The 17925-nt window shown below is 72.7% G+C and carries 19 protein-coding genes; 5 read left to right on the top strand and 14 right to left on the bottom strand.

Features of this window, described 5'->3' with window-relative positions; genetic code table 11:
• Positions 1 to 95 precede the first annotated feature (95 nt).
• The 3 genes from L8M95_RS13505 (at position 96) to L8M95_RS13495 (ending at position 2105) form a co-directional block, all read left to right on the top strand.
• Positions 96 to 647 carry a hypothetical protein gene (locus L8M95_RS13505; RefSeq protein WP_260486630.1) on the top strand — a complete coding sequence of 184 codons (552 nt, stop codon included), beginning with the start codon at positions 96 to 98 and terminating at the stop codon, positions 645 to 647.
• Positions 644 to 1372, top strand: a complete 729-nt coding sequence (locus L8M95_RS13500) for a L,D-transpeptidase (protein ID WP_260486629.1) — start codon at positions 644 to 646, stop codon at positions 1370 to 1372. Before L8M95_RS13505 ends, L8M95_RS13500 begins: the two co-directional genes overlap by 4 nt.
• Positions 1373 to 1457: 85 nt before the next feature.
• Positions 1458 to 2105, top strand: coding sequence for a DUF1801 domain-containing protein (locus L8M95_RS13495; RefSeq protein WP_260486628.1), 648 nt, complete (start codon positions 1458 to 1460; stop codon positions 2103 to 2105).
• A gap of 48 nt (positions 2106 to 2153) precedes the next feature.
• Here the strand turns inward: L8M95_RS13495 and lysS are convergent, their stop codons facing one another.
• The 3 genes from lysS to L8M95_RS13480 all read right to left on the bottom strand — a co-directional run bounded on the left by lysS (position 2154) and on the right by L8M95_RS13480 (position 5283).
• The gene (gene lysS / locus L8M95_RS13490) at positions 2154 to 3791 is read right to left on the bottom strand and encodes a lysine--tRNA ligase (RefSeq protein WP_260486627.1); all 1638 of its coding nucleotides are present in this window, start codon (positions 3789 to 3791) and stop codon (positions 2154 to 2156) included.
• 63 nt (positions 3792 to 3854) lie between these two features.
• A complete protein-coding gene (gene glsA, locus L8M95_RS13485; protein ID WP_260486626.1) occupies positions 3855 to 4787 on the bottom strand; it encodes a glutaminase A in 933 nt (310 codons plus the stop codon).
• Positions 4788 to 4836: 49 nt separating this feature from the next.
• Positions 4837 to 5283 (bottom strand): rhodanese-like domain-containing protein, encoded by a 447-nt coding sequence (locus L8M95_RS13480; RefSeq protein ID WP_260486625.1) that lies wholly within the window; start codon positions 5281 to 5283, stop codon positions 4837 to 4839.
• A 250-nt stretch (positions 5284 to 5533) separates the two neighbouring features.
• Between L8M95_RS13480 and ygiD the strand changes: the two genes are divergently transcribed.
• Complete coding sequence (gene ygiD, locus L8M95_RS13475) at positions 5534 to 6343, top strand: 4,5-DOPA dioxygenase extradiol (RefSeq protein ID WP_260486624.1); 810 nt, start codon at positions 5534 to 5536, stop codon at positions 6341 to 6343.
• Between the two features lie 44 nt (positions 6344 to 6387).
• Here the strand turns inward: ygiD and L8M95_RS13470 are convergent, their stop codons facing one another.
• The 11 genes from L8M95_RS13470 to ftsH all read right to left on the bottom strand — a co-directional run bounded on the left by L8M95_RS13470 (position 6388) and on the right by ftsH (position 16416).
• Entirely contained in the window at positions 6388 to 7158 is a 771-nt protein-coding gene (locus tag L8M95_RS13470; protein ID WP_260486623.1) for a type III pantothenate kinase, read from the bottom strand.
• A gap of 16 nt (positions 7159 to 7174) precedes the next feature.
• Complete coding sequence (gene panD / locus L8M95_RS13465) at positions 7175 to 7600, bottom strand: aspartate 1-decarboxylase (protein ID WP_260486622.1); 426 nt, start codon at positions 7598 to 7600, stop codon at positions 7175 to 7177.
• The gene (gene panC, locus L8M95_RS13460) at positions 7601 to 8587 is read right to left on the bottom strand and encodes a pantoate--beta-alanine ligase (RefSeq protein ID WP_260486621.1); all 987 of its coding nucleotides are present in this window, start codon (positions 8585 to 8587) and stop codon (positions 7601 to 7603) included.
• Entirely contained in the window at positions 8584 to 9537 is a 954-nt protein-coding gene (locus tag L8M95_RS13455; RefSeq protein WP_260486620.1) for a Rossmann-like and DUF2520 domain-containing protein, read from the bottom strand. Before L8M95_RS13455 ends, panC begins: the two co-directional genes overlap by 4 nt.
• A gap of 172 nt (positions 9538 to 9709) precedes the next feature.
• Positions 9710 to 10849, bottom strand: a complete 1140-nt coding sequence (locus L8M95_RS13450; protein WP_260486619.1) for a DUF6779 domain-containing protein — start codon at positions 10847 to 10849, stop codon at positions 9710 to 9712.
• A gap of 99 nt (positions 10850 to 10948) precedes the next feature.
• Positions 10949 to 11425, bottom strand: coding sequence for a DUF3180 domain-containing protein (locus L8M95_RS13445; RefSeq protein WP_260486618.1), 477 nt, complete (start codon positions 11423 to 11425; stop codon positions 10949 to 10951).
• Position 11426: 1 nt separating this feature from the next.
• The gene (folK, locus tag L8M95_RS13440) at positions 11427 to 11951 is read right to left on the bottom strand and encodes a 2-amino-4-hydroxy-6-hydroxymethyldihydropteridine diphosphokinase (RefSeq protein ID WP_260486617.1); all 525 of its coding nucleotides are present in this window, start codon (positions 11949 to 11951) and stop codon (positions 11427 to 11429) included.
• Entirely contained in the window at positions 11948 to 12358 is a 411-nt protein-coding gene (gene folB / locus L8M95_RS13435) for a dihydroneopterin aldolase (protein WP_260486616.1), read from the bottom strand. Before folB ends, folK begins: the two co-directional genes overlap by 4 nt.
• Positions 12358 to 13176, bottom strand: coding sequence for a dihydropteroate synthase (gene folP / locus L8M95_RS13430; RefSeq protein WP_260489260.1), 819 nt, complete (start codon positions 13174 to 13176; stop codon positions 12358 to 12360). Before folP ends, folB begins: the two co-directional genes overlap by 1 nt.
• A gap of 41 nt (positions 13177 to 13217) precedes the next feature.
• Entirely contained in the window at positions 13218 to 13841 is a 624-nt protein-coding gene (gene folE / locus L8M95_RS13425) for a GTP cyclohydrolase I FolE (RefSeq protein ID WP_260486615.1), read from the bottom strand.
• A gap of 34 nt (positions 13842 to 13875) precedes the next feature.
• The gene (gene ftsH, locus L8M95_RS13420; protein ID WP_260486614.1) at positions 13876 to 16416 is read right to left on the bottom strand and encodes an ATP-dependent zinc metalloprotease FtsH; all 2541 of its coding nucleotides are present in this window, start codon (positions 16414 to 16416) and stop codon (positions 13876 to 13878) included.
• 153 nt (positions 16417 to 16569) lie between these two features.
• Here ftsH and L8M95_RS13415 point away from each other — a divergent pair, with 153 nt between their 5' ends.
• Complete coding sequence (locus tag L8M95_RS13415) at positions 16570 to 17898, top strand: amidase (protein WP_260486613.1); 1329 nt, start codon at positions 16570 to 16572, stop codon at positions 17896 to 17898.
• Positions 17899 to 17925: the final 27 nt, after the last annotated feature.

Genomic DNA, 17925 nt, shown 5'->3' with positions numbered 1-17925 from the left:
ACGTCGGGCGGGGTGTGAGCGGTGGATCCGCGCAGCCCCCTGGACTAGGGTGTGACTTGTACCACAACGCGCTCGTCGCCGAAAGGGTGATCGCAGTGACCGCGTACACGCCCCCCTCCCCGCACCGCACCCCTCTGCCGACCCGGACCCCGTCCAGGACCAAGGTCATCCCCCACGTCACCAACCGACTCGGCGCGCTCGTCGCCGTCGTGGGCCTCGCGCTCGCGCTCGTCAGCCTGTACCTGCCCTGGCTCAGCAGCGGCGGGAATCGGATCACGGGCCTGGGCATCACCGAGGTCATCGACGTCCGCAGCGTCGCCCCCGTGCTGTTCCTGGGGCTGGTCGTCCTCCTGTTCCTGGTGGGGGTCGCGGCGATGACCCGACTGGGCGCGTTCGCGGCCGCCGCCGCCGTCGTGGCCCTCGGGGTCCTCGCGGCCCACCTCGCGTTCGTGTGGACGCTGATGTCCTCGACCGGCAGCGACGACCCCACCCTGTCCGGCCTGCCCGCCGACGCGTCCGTCACCTACGGGCCCTTCGTGGCCGCACTCGGGTTCCTCCTGGTGGCAGCCGGATCCGCGTGGGCCGCGCGGGCGGCCGAGTACGCCTTCCCCGACCTGCGCTCCCCCGTGGCGCACGGGGACGAGTGAGGTCCCGCCCACCCGGCCGGGCCAGGCTCGCGGGTCTTTCCGCCGCCGCGCTGCTGGGCGCCGCAGTGGCGGGGTCCGCGACCGTGCCGACCACCGCGCCGACCCGGGCCGCGACGTCGGATGCGCTCACCACCGCCGGCGCCGAGGTGACGGACGAGCCACCCCGGCCCGTCATCGTGGACGACCGGATGGTGCGCTCCGTCGCGCGCCGGATCCTGGTCGAGCAGGGCCGGTCCGAACACCTCACGGACGTGGACCTCGTGGCCCGCGACGTGCTGGCCGGCGGCCCGGTCGAGGTCGGGGAGGTGGACCGGCTCACCCGGGAGACCCTGCTGGGCGACGGCCCCGGTGCCGCCGCCGCGCCCGGGACGCCGGCACCGCCACGGTGCCCGCCCACCGCCCGGGCGTGCGTCGACGTCGACGGCAAGCGCGCCTGGATGGTCGACGACGGCCGCATCACGTACGGCCCCGTCCCCGTCACCACCGGTAAGCCGGGTTACGAGACCGCCCGGGGCGCGCACCGGATCCTGCGGCACGTGCGCCACGACCACAGCCGGGTCTTCGACTCCCCGATGCCGTACTCGACGTATTTCACCGTGGGCGGCATGGCGTTCCACCAGGGCCGGTTGGACGAGCCGTCGCACGGGTGCGTCCACCTGGGGCACCACGCCGCCGCGCACTTCTTCGAGCAGTTGCGGGTCGGTGACGAGATCGTCGCGTTCTGACAGATCCGGCCGTGATCAGATCCGGCCTCGATCGATTTCCACGCGAGCCTGGTCGGGCCGTTCCCACGGGTCTAGCGTCGTGGCCATGACAGGTTCCCCGCTCCCCCTGCCGCGGCTCTCGGCCCCGGCGACGCGCGCGCTCGACTCCGCCGGCATCACGGACCTGCGACAGCTCGACGGCACCCCGGAGAAGGAGGTGCTCGCGCTCCACGGGGTGGGGCCGTCCCAGCTCGGGGTACTGCGCGGCGCGCTGACCGCCGCCGGACTCGCGTTCTCGGACCCCGTGTCCCGGCCCCCGGCCACCGGCCGCAACGACAACACCGCGTTCCTGCCCTCCGGGGCCGGGCCGCGCGAGTGGATCGAGGGCCTGCCCGCCGGCCGGCGCGTCGACGACGGCCTGCGACTGCTCGCGATGTTCGACGAGGTCACCGGGGCGGCGGCCGCGATGTGGGCGGGTTCGATCATCGGATACGGGCACAGCCACTACGTCTACGACAGCGGCCGCGAGGGCGACACCTTCGTGGTGGGCTTCAGCCCGAGGTCGTCGGCGACGTCCCTCTACGGGCTCCTGGGCGGGCCCGGCGAGGAGGAACTGCTCGCCGGACTCGGCCCCCACAAGACCGGGAAGGGCTGCCTCTATGTGACCAGGCTCGACCGGATCGACGCCCGCGCGCTGCGCGACCTGGTCGCCAGCGCGTGGGACCGGCGGGAGGCCGGCGCGGGGGCACCCTGACCGGCGACCCGAGCCCCACCCGGCCGCAGCCCCACCCGGCCGCGGCCGTCAGTCGCGCGGCAGCGGCTTGACCATCGGGAACAGGATGGTCTCGCGGATCCCCAGGCCGGTCAGCGCCATGAGCAGTCGGTCGATCCCCATCCCGAGCCCGGTGGTGGGCGGCATGCCCTGCTCCATCGCGGCGAGGAAATCCTCGTCGAGCACCATCGCCTCGTCGTCACCCGCCGCGGCGAGCCGGGCCTGGTCCTCGAAGCGCTGCCGCTGGATCACGGGGTCGACAAGCTCCGAGTAGCCGGTCGCCAGCTCGAAACCGCGGATGTAGAGGTCCCACTTCTCCGTGACGCCGCGATCGGTGCGGTGATCGCGGGTCAGGGGCGAGGTCTCCACGGGGAAGTCCCGCACGAAGACCGGCCCCTCGAGCTGATCGCCGCACAGGTGCTCCCACAGCTCCTCGACGAGTTTGCCGTGCAGCCACCCCTGGCCGGTGGGGACCTCGAGTCCGACCCTGCCGGCCAGTTCGGTGAGCTCGTCGACCGTCGAGTCGACCGTGACGGTGTCCTCGCCGTCGTCGCCGGTCACCAGTTCGGGGTGCTTGGCGCGCAGCGCCTCGTTGAGGGACGGGTACATCCGCATCTCGCGCCACTGCCCGCCGAGGTCGTACTCGCTGCCGTCGGCGAGCGTGACCGTGGTGGAGCCGAACACCGCGATCGCGACCTCCTGGATGACCTCGCGGATCATCGTGGCCGAGGTGTCGTAGTCCCCGTAGGCCTGGTACGTCTCGAGCATCGCGAACTCGGGACTGTGGGAGGAGTCCACGCCCTCGTTGCGGAAGTTCCGGTTGATCTCGAAGACCTGCTCGATACCGCCCACCACGCAACGCTTGAGGTACAGCTCGGGGGCGATGCGCAGGTACAGATCCAGATCGAGCGCATTGGAATGGGTGATGAACGGCCGGGCCGCGGCGCCGCCGTGCAGCGTCTGCAGCATCGGGGTCTCCACCTCGAGGAACCCGCGGGCCTCCAGAGCATGGCGCAGGGCGCGGACCACCTTGATGCGGGTGACGGCGTTCCGGCGGGCGGCGTCCCGCATGATGAGGTCGGTGTAGCGCTGGCGGACGCGGGTGTCCTCGCTCAGTTCCTTGTGCGCCACCGGCAGCGGGCGCAGCGACTTGGCCGCCAACACCCAGGAGTCCGCCATGACCGACAGTTCGCCGCGCTTGGATCGGACCACCCGGCCGGTCACCGAGACGTGGTCACCCAGGTCGACGTCCTGCTTCCACGCGTCGAGCCGCTCCTGTCCGACGGCTGCCAGCGAGAGCATCACCTGCAGCTGCGGGGTGAGGGGCCCCACCTCGCCCTCCGCCACCGGGGCGGACAGGTCGGCGGAGGGGTCCAGTCCGTCCTGCAGTCGGACGAAGCACAGCTTCCCGGTGTTGCGGACGAACAGGACGCGGCCGGCCACCGAGACCTCGACGTCGGTCTCCTCGCCCGGCTCCAGCGCGGCGAAACGGGGGTCCGAGGTGATCTCGGCGAGCCCGTGCGTGCGGGGGACCTGCACCGGGTAGGCCTGCTCCCCGGAGTCGAGGATGCGTTGCCGCTTGTCGCGGCGGATACGCAGCTGCTCAGGGGTGTCGTCGGCGGGCTCACCGGTGGCGGCCCCGGGCGCGGCGGGAGTCGAATCGGTCACGACTGTCGAGGATAGTCGTCCCCGGCCGGGGGGCCGAACCCGTGGGCACCCGCCCCGACGGCCTCACACCCGGTCGAGGACGTGCAGGTCCAGCCGATCGGACAGTGCCTCGATCGCAGCGGCCGCCCGGACGCTGTTCCCGTGCTCGTCCAACCGGGGCGAGTAGGCCGCCACCCCGAGCCGACCGGGCACCACGGCGAACAGGCACCCCGAGACGCCGCTCTTGGCGGGAAGCCCCACCTGGTAGACCCAATCCCCGGCCGCGTCGTACATCCCGCAGGTGAACATCACGCTGTTGGCGTACCGCACGGCCCTACGTCCGAGGATCCGCTCGCCGTCGCCCGGCCTCCGACCGCCGTCGGCGAACATCGCGGCCATGTGCGCCAGCTCGCGGGTGTCCACCCGGATCGCGCACTGACGGCCGTACCCGGACACCACCTGGTGCGGGTCGTCGGCCAGGTTGCCCTCCTCCGCCAGCAGATGCGCCAGCGCCTGGTTGCGGTGGGCGCTCCGTGCCTCGATGTCGATGATCTCCTCGTCCACCTCGACCTCCCGGCCCACCAGGCGGGAGAACAACACGCGGATCTGTTCGAAACGGGAGTCCTCGTCGTCGTCCTCCTCCCCCACCAGCGCATGGGCGGCCAGCGCGCCGGCATTGACGAGGGCGTTGGGGGCGCGGCCGGTGCCGGCCTCGAGGGAGATCTCGTTGAACGGGTCCCCGGACGGCTCCACCCCGATGCGCTTGGCGACCTCCTCGACGCCCTTCTGGTCCAGCGCGAGCGCGTAGACGAACGGCTTGGAGGCGGACTGCAGGTCGAAGAGCACCTCGTCGTCGCCTGCCGAGATCACCTCGCCGTCCAGATCGCAGACCGCCAGCGCGAGGGCGTCGGGGTTGGGGTGCTCGTAGTCACCGAGGTGGGGCACGACGTCCCCGGACGAGTCCTCGCGGACCTCGTCGAGGATCTCGGCCAGCAGGTCTGCGGAGATGTCCGTCATGGTGCGACCGTACCGGCGTCACCGGGGCGGCGCCCCCGGTCGCCCGGGCTCAGTGGGCCGAGATGGCGGAGCGCTCCCGCAGCAGGTGGTCGGCCTCGGACAGCAGGCCCAGCGCCCGGACGGCCCGGAGTGCATCGTGGCCGCCGTCCACCGCGCGGACACCGCGGACACCGCGTGAGTGGAGTTCCAGCGCGAAGAGTTCGGCGTCCAGGCCGTCGTCGCTGACGAGCACGACCGACCGCCCCTCGACGACGGAGGCGAGGGGTGCGGCCGACCGGGGATCGAGGAGGTCGACGACGGGCCGCGCCTCCACCGCGACGGCGCCCGCGAGCACTCCCTGACGCTCGCGCTGGGCGCGGGACCGGATGTCGACGACGAGGGCGCCCGAGCGGACCGCGGCGGGATAGTCGACGGCGGGGATGACGGTCGCGGCCGACGTGGTGGACGACGTCGTGGCAGGGGCAGTGGCGGCGACGCGAATGCTGGTGGTGGTCATACTGTGCTCCCGGGAGTGGTGGGGTCGGCTGGGATGGGGCAGGGGCCTGCCGGCCGGGGACACCAGTGCTGCACGCGCACCGACGCCGCCGGTCCGGCCGGGGGCATTCGTCGCGTGGTCATGCGGGAAATAATAGACAGACCGGTCTATCCGCCGCAAGGGTGGCTACCGCCCAGGGGGTGGACGTCCCGACCCGCACTGGCGCACACCCATGTAGTTGATGCATCATGTAGTCGAGAGAAGGAGAACCATGACCGCCTCGACCGCACCGACATCCTCGACCGCACGCCAGCCCGCCGTCTTCATCGGACACGGCGTCCCCCTCAACGCGCTCGAGGTCAACGAGTGGACCCGCCAGTGGGCCGCCCTCGGCGCGTCCCTGCCCGAGCGGCCGCGGGCCGTACTGGCCGTGTCGGCGCACTGGTACATCAACGCCACGGCGGTCACCGCGATGTCCGCACCGCGCACGATCCACGACTTCTACGGATTCCCCCGTGAGCTCAACGAGTTCGACTACCCCGCCGCGGGCGCACCGGAGCTCGCGGCCGAGGTGGCCGAGGCCGTCAAGCCCACCTGGGTGGGCGCCGACCAGGACTCCTGGGGGCTGGACCACGGCACCTGGTCGGTGCTGACCCACGTGTTCCCCGACGCGGACGTCCCGGTGGCGCAACTGTCCGTGGACGCGTCCAAGCCGGCGAGCTACCACTTCGACCTGGGCACCAGGCTGGCCGCGCTGCGCGACTCGGGGGTGCTCGTGCTGGCCAGCGGCAACGTGGTGCACAACCTCGCGGCGGTGGACCCCTCGCGCGGGAACGACGGCGTGGACTGGGCGCATCGGTTCGACGATCACGCCCAGGACCTGCTCACCTCCCGACCGGAGGACGCCCTCGCACTGACCGAGCACCCCGACGCGCGGCTCGCGGTGCCCACGGCGGACCACTTCCTGCCGCTGCTGTACACGGCAGGCATGGCGGCGGGCTCCGGCGAAACGCTCGAGGCGTTCAGCAAGGGCTACGCCTGGGGCTCGGTCTCCATGACCAGTTACCGCACAGCGGCGTGACCGCGAGCCCCGGGTCGGCCTGACCGCCGGCCCGGGGTGAGCGGTCAGACGTTCTTGTCGAACACCAGCCGCAGGCCCTCCAGCGCGAGCTCGGGCTCGACGTCGGTGATGGTCCGCGACTCCTCCGCCACCACATCCGCACGCAGCCCCGTGAGCACGACGGAGGCGTCGGCCAACTCGGCCACGTCGCTGCGCAGCCGGTCCACCAGGGCGTCGATCTGACCGGCGAACCCGATCACGATGCCGGCCTGCAGCGCCGCGACCGTGTTCTTGCCCAGAGCGCCCCTGGGGCGCACGACCTCGATCTTGCGCAGGGCGGCGGCGCGTTCGGCGAGGGCGTCGACGGAGATGTCGATGCCGGGCGCGATCGCCCCGCCGAGCAGCTCACCACGGGCGGAGACGGCGTCGACGGTGGTCGCCGTGTCGACGTCGACGACGACGACGGGCCCTTCGAACAGGGAGTGGGCGGCGAGCGCGTTGACCACGCGGTCCGAGCCCACCTCCCGCGGGTTGTCCACCTTGAGGGGCACCCCGGTCTTCACCCCGGGCGCGACGACGACGGCCGGCAGCCCCGGCCAGTAGTCGGCGGCCATCCGGCGTAGCTCCCCGGTGACCGACGGCACCACGGACATCGCAGAGATCCCGGTGAGTTGCAGCGCACAGTCCCCCAGCAGTCCCCGGATCGTCAATGCCAACTCGTCGGAGGTCACCGCCGGCGAGGTGCGCATACTCCAGGTGCGCTGGAGCGGTCCACCGCCCGGGGGGAAGACGCCGAGCCGGATGTGGGTGTTGCCGACGTCGACGGTGAGCAGCATCTTCTGTCCGCGCCGCCTAGACGGCGGCGGGCTCCGGCACGCGGGGGTTCTTCAGGCCCGACCCCTCGGGCACGTCCGCGGGGTCGGTGCCCTCGGTGAGCGTGCGGTTGTCGCCGTCGACGAACACCACCCGGGGCTTGTAGGCCCGCGCCTCGGCGTCCGACATCTGGGCGTAGGCGATGATGATCACCAGGTCGCCGGGGTGCACGAGGTGGGCGGCGGCGCCGTTGATACTGATCACGCCGGAGCCGCGCTCGCCGGTGATGGCATAGGTCGTCAGGCGGGCACCGTTGTCGACGTCGACGATGTCGATCTGCTGACCCTCGAGCAGATCGGCGGCGTCCATGAGGTCGGCATCGATCGTGCAGGAGCCGACGTAGTGCAGGTCGGCCTGGGTCACGGTGGCACGGTGGATCTTGGAGTGGAGCATGGTGCGCTGCATCTACAGGCCTTCCTGGAGGTCTTCGGCCATCTCGGCCTGTTGGGCGGCGACGGTGGCCTCGGCGGCGGCGAGGAAGCCGGTTCCGATGGCCACGCCGACGTTGTCGATGAGTCTGGTGCCCCCGATGCGGGCCGCGACGAGGAGCCTGCCGGGGCCCTCCTCCGGCGGTTCCCCGAGGTCCCCGGCCCGCAGCTCGAGGTAGTCGATCGAGATCTGCGGTCGCTCGGCCAGCACGGCGCGGGCGGCGTCGATGACGGCCTGCCGGCCGCCCTTGGCGGCGAACGTCCCCGCCACGAGGGCCGCGTAGAGGACGGTGGCCAGTTCCCGCTCGTCGGCGGACAGATAGCGGTTACGGGAACTCATCGCCAGGCCGTCCGACTCGCGGATGGTGGGGACACCGACGACGCGCACGTCCATGTCCAGGTCCGCCACCATCTGGCGGATCAGGACGAGCTGCTGGTAGTCCTTCTCCCCGAAGAAGGCCTGGTGGGGGGCGACGATGTTGAACAGCTTGTTGACCACGGTGAGCATCCCGGAGAAGTGGCCGGGACGAGCGGCCCCGTCGAGGATCTCACCGGTCGGCCCGGGCTGCACCGTCGTGCGGGGACCGTCCGGGTACATGGCGGCGGCGCTGGGGGCGAAGACCAGTTCCACGCCGGCGTCGGCGAGCCGGGCCACGTCCTCGTCGAGGGTGCGCGGGTAGGCGTCGAGGTCCTCTCCGGGCCCGAACTGCAGCGGGTTGACGAAGATCGACACCACCACCACCGATCCCGGGGTCCGGCGGGCCGCCTCGACCAGTGCGAGGTGCCCCTCGTGCAGTGCGCCCATGGTGGGGACGAACGTGATCTGTTTGCCGACCTTGCGCAGTGACTCGGTGACGGCGCGCAACGAGGACGGCTCGTGGTGGACGGTCAGCTCGCCCCGGGTGTACCCGGTGTCGGGCCGACCGGGCACCGCGGTCCGGACCGGGAAGGAGGTGGGGGTCATCGCAGCTGCTCCGTGAGGTCGGGGGCCAACAGGTCGGTCACGTCGGGTCCGGCACCGACGCGGTCGGCGGTGCGCAACGCGAGCGCCCGGTAGCCGGCGGCGATACCGCCGTCGACGTCCTCCAGGGCGTCGAGGTGCCGGGAGACGGTGACGGCGTCGCCGCGCATCACGGGACCGGTCAGGGCCGAGTCCCCGGAGGCCAGGACGTTGTCGAGAGCGGCCCGGAGGAGCGGTTCCAGGGTCCGGCGCGCGAGCGCCTCCGCGTCCTGGCCGAGCATGCCGTCGGGGTCACCCTCGACCCCGCCCCCGGGCAGGACGGAGAAGGACGCGGCGAGCGCCTCGGCGGCGTCGTTCACGAGGGTCACCAGGTGATTGGCGCCGTGCGCGAGCGCCGCGTGGTAGAGCGCTCGATGGGATTCGGCGACCGTGACGGGCAGGCCCCCGGTCTCCATCACCAGCATCTGGCCGACGACCAGCCCGATCTCGTCCGGGGCGGTGAGCGCCCACGAGCACCCCTCCATGCGGTCGACGTCGGCGGATCCCCCGGTGAACGTCATGGCCGGGTGCGCGGCGACGACCACGGCACCGGCGTCGGCGGCCGGACGCAGCACCTCGGCGCCGACGGCACCGGCGACGTGGATGACGATGTGGCCCGGGCGGAAGGCGTTCGCCTCGGCGAGTTCCGCCACCACTGCGGACAGGGCGGCGTCCGGCACCGCGAGGATGAGGAGTTCGCATGCCTCCGCCACGCCGACGGGCTCGGTGATGCGGGCCTCGGGGAGGCGCCGGGCGGCGAGGTCCCGGGACTGCGCCGAGCGGGCGACCAGGGCGGAGACGACGTGGCCCCTCCGCTCGAGGGCCGCGCCCACCGCGGTGCCCACGCGTCCCGCGGACACGAGGCCGATGGACAGGCGGGCAGGGGGTGTTCCGGTGACGCCGTTGTCGGACATCTCAGGGTGCTCCAGTGCTCGATCCGTTCCAGGCCCACTCACTGGTGGTGGGTCCCGGACATCTCGCTGGCGAGAGTAGTCCTGACTGCGGCCACGAGCAGCATTCAGTGGCGTACTTCACAGAACCCGCTCGACGGACGTCGCCCGACCGGCGGCACCCGCCGGGTCCTGCTCAGTCCTCGGTGCGACGCCGGCGGCGCCCCGACGTGGGAGCGGAGCCGTCACCCAGCCGCGCCATGAGCTCGGCGACCGACAGGCCGGACCCCTCCCCGTGGCGGCTCGACGGGGCGGACTCGCCGGCCGGCGCGGGCTTCGAGCGGGCGCGGGCCAGGGCGGCCGTCTCGGTGGAGGCCGCGGGGGACTCGTGCCTGCCGGGCTTGTCGGTCTTGTCGGTCTTGTCGGACGCCCCCGTCGTGGCGGACGCCGCCGCGCCGCCGGTTGTCACCGGGGCCTCGGGCTTCGCGGACTCGGGCCTCGCGGACCTGTCTGACGTGACCGCACTGCCGGCGGTCGCCGCCGCCCCGGGTCGGACCTGGGGCTGCCGGGGGGCTCCGGACGACGGACGTGACCCACTGTCGCCGCCCGTGGGGCGGACGGCGGGGCGACGGGGATGCGACGTCGGCGAATCCGACCGGGACGCCCGATCGGCGACCGGTGAGAGGCGCTCGGTGCGCTCCGTGCTCGGGGTGGCGTCCGGGCCGACACCGGGGGCCGGTGTCGCGGAGTGATCCGATCCGAACCCGCCGGCCGGCCCGGACTCGGAGCCGGGTGCACGGCGACGGGGCGATACCCGCTCGGACGGGACGGACGGCAGGGACGACCCCGCCCCCAGCTGCGCGGCGGGCCCCGCCCCGCCCACTGCGAAGCGGTCCTCGGGAAAGGTCACGCCCAGCGCCCCGAGCTGCTCGCGCAGGGCTGCGATCTCCTGCCGGAGCGCGACGATCGAATCACCGGTCTCGGCGCGGACGGAGGCCCGCAGATCCCGCTCCACCACCAACTCGTGCTCGCGACGCGCGGAGATCTCACGCTCGAGCTGCAGTTCGTAGACGGTGTGCAGGTCCCGGACCCGAGCGGCCTCGGCCGCGGCCTGACGGCGGTACCTGGCGACGAGGAACGCACCCAGGAACGCGGCCCACAGTGCCGAGAGGGTGCCGATGCGCATCCACACCGGGTTGTCGGAGAAGACCATCACGATGGTGGCGATGAGCGCCAGGACCAGCAGCACCCCCAGGGCGATGCTCGCCAGTCCACGGTCGTCGCCCCGGGTCGGGCGAGCTGACCGGGGCTTGTCCATCGCGCCGTCGGAACTCATGCCCGCATGATACGCGGAGAATCACGGGTCACACGGGTAACCAGCGCGTGTCCGCGGTAACGGGGGCGGCGTCACCCCGCCGGTTCGGCCCTCCCCGCCTCAGGCGGGTTCGGCCAGCCCGCCGTTCTCGTCGTCGTCGGGCGGTGTCTCGCACGCCGATTCCAGGAACAGTCCCGCTCCCACCAGCACCGCACCGGACGCCAGGACGGCGACGGACGCGGGGAGCTCAGCGCCCGCGACCGCCAGGTCGCCGAGCCTGGTCAGGAAGTACGAGGTCAGGCCGACCCCGATCCCGGTGGCGGCCGAGCCGAGCACCGCGGAGGCCTGCCCGAGGGCTGCGCTGCGGGCGACGGTGAGCGGGTGCATCTGACTACGGTCCTGCCCCACGCCACCATCGGAGATCGCCGCCCGGATCCGCAGGGCCAGCAGTACGTCGACCGCCGTGACCGCCAGAAGGGTCACCCAGCCGAAACCGATCGGCGTCAACGCACGGAGGAAGGCGCCGACGAGGACGTACGCGGCCACTGCCGCCACGAGGGCCACCAGCGCGAGGGTCGACTTCGCGACGCGGGTCACCTCATGCCCCCTCGCCGTCTCGCACCAGGGGGTCGGGGAGGCGGCGGACCGCAGCGACGTCGCCGGGATCGAGCGCGTCGAGGCATTCCGTCACCTGCACCCCGCCCAGCCGTGCGTCCGGTTGGATCTCCAGCCACGGGACCAGGACGAACGCGCGCTCGGCCGCCCGGGGATGGGGCAGCGTCAGGGCCGGGGCGTCCGAGGTCACCGGCTCCCCGTCCACCTCGGCCGACACCACGTCCACGTCGAGGGTCCGCGGGCCCCAGCGCACGTCACGAGTCCGGCCGGCGGCCCGTTCGCGGGCGAAACCCCACTCGAGGACATCCGCCGGGGAGCCTGGGTGGTCGACGACCAGTACGGCGTTGAGGAAATCGTCCTGCTCCACACCTCCCCACGGCGGGGTGGCGTAAACCGCGGAGACAGCGCGCAGGATCCCGTCCGCGGCCGCGGCGTCGACGACGCCGCGCAGGAGCGCGAGCGCGTCCCCCTGGTTGCCGCCGATCGACAGCACCGCCCTGCAGCTCACCGCTCTCCCCCCGCGGCGCCGGCCACGCCCGGGCGCGAGCGTCGGGCCACGACGGCGACGTCGGCGAACTCCGCGGGGATCGGCGCCTGGGGCTTGTGCACGGTCACCTCCACCGCGTGGGCACCCTGGGCCATCTCCATGATCCCGTCGGCGATCCGCGAGGCGACGGTCTCGATGAGGTCGAGGGACGGCCCGCCCACCACGTCACGGGCGAACAGCGCCAGCGCCCCGTAGTCGACGGTGTCGGCCAGGTCGTCGGACGCGGCGGCGGCCGTGAAATCGGTCCACAGGATCACGTCCACCAGGAAGTCCTGGCCGTCGCGCTTCTCGTGCTCGAAGACCCCGTGGGTGCCCCGCACCCTCAGGCCCCGCAGTTCGATCCGGTCGAGTTCGATGCGATCGGCCATCAGTGCGCCCCCGCCCCGCCGGCAGCCCATGCCGCGGCCACCCGCACCGCGTCCGCACTGGGCGCCACGTCGTGGACACGGACGGCCCACGCCCCGGCGGCGGCGGACAGTGCCGTGATCGCGGCTGTCGCCGGATCCCGACCGGACACCGGACGTGGCTGCCCGTCCACGCCGGGCAGCAGCGACCCGAGGAACCGTTTCCTGGACGCCGCGACGAGCACCGGGAACCCGAGCTCGATCAGCCGGTCCAGTCCGTGCAGCAGCGCCCAGTTGTCGTCCGCGTTCTTGGCGAAGCCCAGGCCCGGGTCGAGCACGATGCCCGCGGCGTCGACCCCCGCGGCGAGCGCCGCGTCGGCCCGGCGGGCCAGGTGGTCGCGGACCGCGCCCACCACGTCCCCGCCGTAGTCGGCGCGGCCGCCGGCGCCGGCGCGGTACTCGTCCGGCGACACCCAGTGCATGAGGATGACCGAGGCCCGGTGATCGGCCACGACTCGCAGCATGTCGGGGTCGGCGAGCCCACCCGAGACGTCGTTGATGATCGCCGCGTTCTCCTCCAGGGCACGCGAGGCGACCCCGGCGCGCATGGTGTCCACGGAGACCGGCACGAGCCCGGACACCGCGCGGACCAGCGGGACCACCCGCTGCTCCTCGTCGGACTCCTCGACCCGGATCGCACCGGGCCGGGTGGACTCCCCACCGATGTCGATGATGTCGGCGCCCTCGGCGACCATCCGCCGGGCGTGCGCGACCCCGTCGGAGAACGCGAGGTGCTCACCACCGTCGGAGAACGAGTCCGCGGTGACGTTGAGGACGCCCATCACCGCGCACCGGTCCGGGTGGGGCACCAGACCGGGAGCGCTCACGTCCCGCGCAGGAGGCCGAGGGCCTCCGCCCTGGTGGACGCGTTGGACCGCATGATGCCGCGGACGGCGGAAGTCGTCGTGATGGACCCCGCCTTCCGGATCCCGCGCATGGACATGCACAGGTGCTCACACTCGATCACCACGAGCACCCCCGACGGGTCGAGCTTGTCGACCAGCGCGTCCGCGACCTGACTGGTGAGCCGCTCCTGGACCTGGGGGCGCTTGGCGTAGAGATCGACCAGACGCGCGAGCTTGCTCAGACCCGTCACCGCGCCGGACTGTCCGGGGATGTACCCGATGTGGGCGACTCCGTGGAACGGAACGAGGTGGTGCTCACAGGTCGAGTAGATGGGGATGTCCCGCACCAACACCAGCTCGCGGTGGTCCTCGTCGAAGGTCTTGGACAGCACGTCCGACGGATCGGTGTACAACCCCGCGAAGACCTCACGGTAGGCCCTGGCCACCCGTGCGGGCGTGTCCCGCAGCCCCTCGCGCTCGGGATCCTCCCCCACGGCGAGGAGCAGCTCTCGGACGGCGGCCTCGGCGCGTTCGGCGTCGAAGGTCTGTCCCGTCGAGATCGACCGGGCGTCGGCAGGGGGTATCAGGTCAGGAGTCGTCATTCAATCCTCTTCTCGCACGGAGCCGACCGTGCGGTCAGTCCTCACGTTCCCACGGCGCACGCCAGTCGGGGTCCTTGTCCTCACGGCGGTGCGAACCGCGCTCCGCCGAGTCCCGGGCCGGGTCTCCGGTCGCCTCGCCCGACGCCTCGCCCGGCGCGTCGCCGGTCGAGTCACCATACGAGTCGCCGTCGCCGACCGCGGACCACGCCCGGGTCCGGGCCCCGGACGGTTGCTCGTCCCGGCCGGCCCCGTCCCGCACCCCCGTGTCCCCGGAGCCGGGATGCCCCTGCCCGTTGACCGGTGCGGCCGGCAGACGGGTGGTCTCGGCGCCGCTCGGCCCCCGGTCCCCGTGGTGGGCGGGCTGTCGCGGGGGCCAACCCGGCGCCGACCAGCCCGGGGGCGGCGGTGTGCCATAGGCCGGGATGCCGGTCGGTCGCTGGCCGCCACCGGCGAGACCGCCGCGACCGGAGTCGCCTCGGCCACCGGTCATCCCGGCGGGGGCGCCCACGCCGTTGCGGTCACCCTCCCGATCCGCGGGGCCGCTGCCCTCGCCCGGGCCGCGGTCACCCTCGTCCTCCCGGCCGGCCGGGAGTACGGGCATGGCGAACGGGTCGGTGACCGGCGGGGGCCAGGGCTCGCCGCGCTCCTTGGCCAGCTCGCCCGGGGTCTTGATGGGCGGACGGGTGGACGGGATGCGTCCGCCGAAATCGTCGAACTCCGTGATCCGCGGCCGCTTGACCACGTCGGCGAACAACCTCTCGAGATCGTCCTGCCGCAGGGTCTCCTTCTCGAGGAGCTCACCCGCGACCGCGTCGAGGATGTCACGGTTGGCCTCGAGGACCTGCCACGCCTCGGTGTGGGCGGCGTCGATGATCCGGCGCACCTCGTCGTCGATGGTCTTCGCGACCTCGGGAGAGTACTCCCCCGCCGCGGAACCACCGCGGCCGAGGAACGGGTCCCCGCCCTCGCCGCCGTACTTCACCGCACCGAGCTTCGCGCTCATGCCGTACTCGGCGACCATCGTCCGCGCGATACGGGTGGCCTGCTCGATATCCGAACTCGCACCCGAGGTGGGCTCGCCGAAGACGTACTCCTCGGCGGCACGGCCACCCATCGCCATGACGACCCGCGCGATCATGTCCGCGCGCGTCATCAAGGACTTGTCGTCCTCCGGGACGACCAACGCGTGACCACCGGTGCGGCCGCGCGCGAGGATGGTCACCTTGTGGACGGGCTCGAGATCCTCCATCGCCCACGCCGCCAGGGCGTGCCCGGACTCGTGGTACGCGGTGACCTTCTTCTCGTGCTCGCTGATCACCCGATGCTTGCGGCGCGGACCACCCACCACCCGGTCGGTCGCCTCCTCGAGGATGTCGATGTCGATCTCGTCGCGCCCCAGCCGGGCCGCGAGCAGGGCGCCCTCGTTGAGCACGTTGGCCAGGTCCGCCCCGGACATGCCGATCGTGCGCCTGGCCAGCGAGGTCATGTTGACGTCCTCGGCCAGCGGCTTGCCCACGGAGTGGACGGCGAGGATCGCCTCACGACCCTTGAGGTCCGGGTTGGTCACCGGGACCTGACGATCGAAACGGCCCGGGCGCAACAGTGCCGGGTCGAGGACGTCCGGGCGGTTGGTCGCGGCGATCATGATGACCGTCTCGCGGTCACTGAACCCGTCCATCTCGACCAACAGCTGATTGAGCGTCTGCTCCCGCTCGTCGTGACCGCCGCCGGTGCCCGAGCCGCGGTGCCGGCCCACCGCGTCGATCTCGTCGACGAACACGATGCAGGGCGCGTTCTGCTTGGCCTTCTCGAAGAGGTCCCGCACCCGCGAGGCGCCGACACCGACGAACATCTCGACGAAGTCGGAGCCGGAGATCGAGTAGAACGGCACGCCCGCCTCACCGGCGACAGCCCGGGCCAGCAGGGTCTTGCCCGTTCCGGGCGGGCCGTAGAGCAGCACACCCCGAGGGATCTTGGCGCCGAGACGCTCGTACCGGGCCGGGTTCTGGAGGAAGTCCTTGATCTCGTTGAGTTCCTCGACCGCCTCGTCCTCACCCGCCACGTCGGCGAACGTGGTCTGGGGCATGTCCTTGGTGAACTCCACCGCGCGCGACTTGCCCACGCCGAACAGCCCGCCCTTGCCGCCCTGCATCCGGGACATGAAGTAGAACAACAGCCCGAACAGGATGAGCATCGGCAGCAGGAACGACAGCATCTGCGACAGGAAACCCTGTTGGTTCACAGCGGTGTCGTACTTCTCCGGCTCCGCGGCGGCCACCCGGTCGAAGATCTGGTCCGCCGCCCGTTCCGGGTACTTGGCCAGGAGCTTGTCGGTCTCGTCCGCACCGTCCTCGGGGGCGATCGGGGTCTCGAGGGTGAGCCGGAGCTGCTGCTCCCGGTCCTCGATCAGCGCCTCTTTCACATTGCCCGCGTCGACCTGCGCCAACGCCACCGACGTGTCGACCTCGGCGTAGTCGCGGTCACCGTTGGCGAAGAACGAGAAGCCGACGATCGCCAGGATGATCACGCCCGCGATGGCGACGTTGCGGAAGACGGTGTTGCTCTTGCGTTCCATTCGGTCCTCGTGTGGAAGGACGGCCCAGCCGGTCGACGGGCCCGGTCGTGCATCCGACCGGAGTCGGTATCGCCCCAGGCTACCCGCCGGGCGGGGCCGTCCACCGTGATGATCGCCATGGGCGGACACGGTCACCGTCGTACGATCGTGACCGTGACCACCGACCCCCTCTCCGCCGCCGAGACCGCCGAGGCCGTACGCACCGGCGCCGTCGGCGCGCTGGCCACCCTCGACGCGGCGTTCGACCGGGTGGCCGACCTCGATCCGTCGTTGCGCGCCTTCACCACCTTGTTGCGGGCGGATGGTCGCGCCGCCGGGGCCGCCGTCGACGCCACGGCCCCGGCGGAGCGCGCGGCGCTGCCCCTGGCCGGGGTGCCGCTCGCGATCAAGAGCACCGTCACCCTGGGTAACCCGGTCGTCGCTCCGCTGCTCGCCGCGGGCGCGGTGCCGGTGGGCATCACCGCCGCACCCCAGTTGTGCGCCTGGGGGATGACCGACTCCGACGCCCACGGCATCACCCGCAACCCCCGCGACCTCGCCCTGTCCGCGGGCGGGTCCTCGGGGGGGTCGGCGGCGGCCGTGGCCTCCGGCATGGTCCCGCTCGCGGTGGGCGACGACGGGATGGGATCGCTGCGCATCCCCGCCGCAGCCTGCGGGATCGTCACCATCAAACCCGGACCGGGCGTCGTGCCGACCCGTCTGTCCGGCGACAACTGGGGAGGCCTGGCCGAGTCCGGCCCGCTGGCCAGGACAGTCGCTGACGTCGCGCTGGCCCTGTCGGTGATGGCCGGCCGACCGGAGCTCGCGGACATCGGCCCCGTGCCCGGCGGGACGCGCATCGGCCTGTCCGTGACCAGCCCGATCCGGCTCGGCCGCGACCTGGTGCGCATCCACGAACCCTGGACGCGCGCGGCGCGGGAGGCCGCGGCGCTGCTGCGGGCGAGCGACCTCGTCGTCGTCGACACCACCCTGCCCTCCCCATCCGACCCGGTCCTCTACCTCGCGCGCTGGACCACCGGCGTGGCACGGGCGGCCGAGGAGGAGAACCTGCCCCTGTCCGCCATGGAGAGGCGTACCCGGCACCACGCCCTGCTCGGCCGGACCGTGTTCCGGCGCGGCGGCGCGTCCGACGGGGACACCCGCTGGAACCGCGGTGTGGAGTCACTGCGCGCCGAGGTCGGCCGGGCGATGGACTCGGCGGGCGTCGACGTGTGGCTCACCCCGTCGCTGGCGGACGTGCCTCCCGAGGCGACCGACTGGCACCGGCGGTCCTGGGGCCGGTCGCTGTGGGCGTCGATGCGGTTCTCCCCGTTCACCCCGCTCGCCAACGTGCTCGGGTGGCCCGCGGTGTCCGTCCCGTGCGGAACCACCCACAGCCCCCTCGGCCGGGCCCTGCCCACCTCGGTCCAGCTGGTGGGCAGGCCCGGCTCGGAGGCCACACTGCTCGCGCTGGCGGCCGTGATCGAGGCCGGCGGGCGTTAGGGCGCGGGTCGGCGGGCGCGGCCCGGG

The sequence above is a fragment of the Dietzia sp. B32 genome, from assembly GCF_024732245.1.
Lineage (GTDB): Bacteria > Actinomycetota > Actinomycetes > Mycobacteriales > Mycobacteriaceae > Dietzia.
Note: the sequence above shows the minus strand (reverse complement) of the source record. Positions and strands in the feature narration are given on the sequence as shown.

Excerpts from the sequence above, each read along its gene's own strand:
- folP (WP_260489260.1), bottom strand. The coding sequence starts at position 13,176 with ATGGGCGTCCTCAACGTCACCGCGGACTCGTTCTCCGACGGTGGTGAG.
- panD (WP_260486622.1), bottom strand. The coding sequence starts at position 7,600 with ATGCAGCGCACCATGCTCCACTCCAAGATCCACCGTGCCACCGTGACC.
- L8M95_RS13495 (WP_260486628.1), top strand. The coding sequence starts at position 1,458 with ATGACAGGTTCCCCGCTCCCCCTGCCGCGGCTCTCGGCCCCGGCGACG.
- L8M95_RS13450 (WP_260486619.1), bottom strand. The coding sequence starts at position 10,849 with ATGAGTTCCGACGGCGCGATGGACAAGCCCCGGTCAGCTCGCCCGACC.
- panC (WP_260486621.1), bottom strand. The coding sequence starts at position 8,587 with ATGACCCCCACCTCCTTCCCGGTCCGGACCGCGGTGCCCGGTCGGCCC.
- ftsH (WP_260486614.1), bottom strand. The coding sequence starts at position 16,416 with ATGGAACGCAAGAGCAACACCGTCTTCCGCAACGTCGCCATCGCGGGC.
- ygiD (WP_260486624.1), top strand. The coding sequence starts at position 5,534 with ATGACCGCCTCGACCGCACCGACATCCTCGACCGCACGCCAGCCCGCC.
- L8M95_RS13470 (WP_260486623.1), bottom strand. The coding sequence starts at position 7,158 with ATGCTGCTCACCGTCGACGTCGGCAACACCCACATCCGGCTCGGCGTC.
- L8M95_RS13480 (WP_260486625.1), bottom strand. The coding sequence starts at position 5,283 with ATGACCACCACCAGCATTCGCGTCGCCGCCACTGCCCCTGCCACGACG.
- folB (WP_260486616.1), bottom strand. The coding sequence starts at position 12,358 with ATGGCCGATCGCATCGAACTCGACCGGATCGAACTGCGGGGCCTGAGG.
- glsA (WP_260486626.1), bottom strand. The coding sequence starts at position 4,787 with ATGACGGACATCTCCGCAGACCTGCTGGCCGAGATCCTCGACGAGGTC.
- L8M95_RS13455 (WP_260486620.1), bottom strand. The coding sequence starts at position 9,537 with ATGTCCGACAACGGCGTCACCGGAACACCCCCTGCCCGCCTGTCCATC.
- folE (WP_260486615.1), bottom strand. The coding sequence starts at position 13,841 with ATGACGACTCCTGACCTGATACCCCCTGCCGACGCCCGGTCGATCTCG.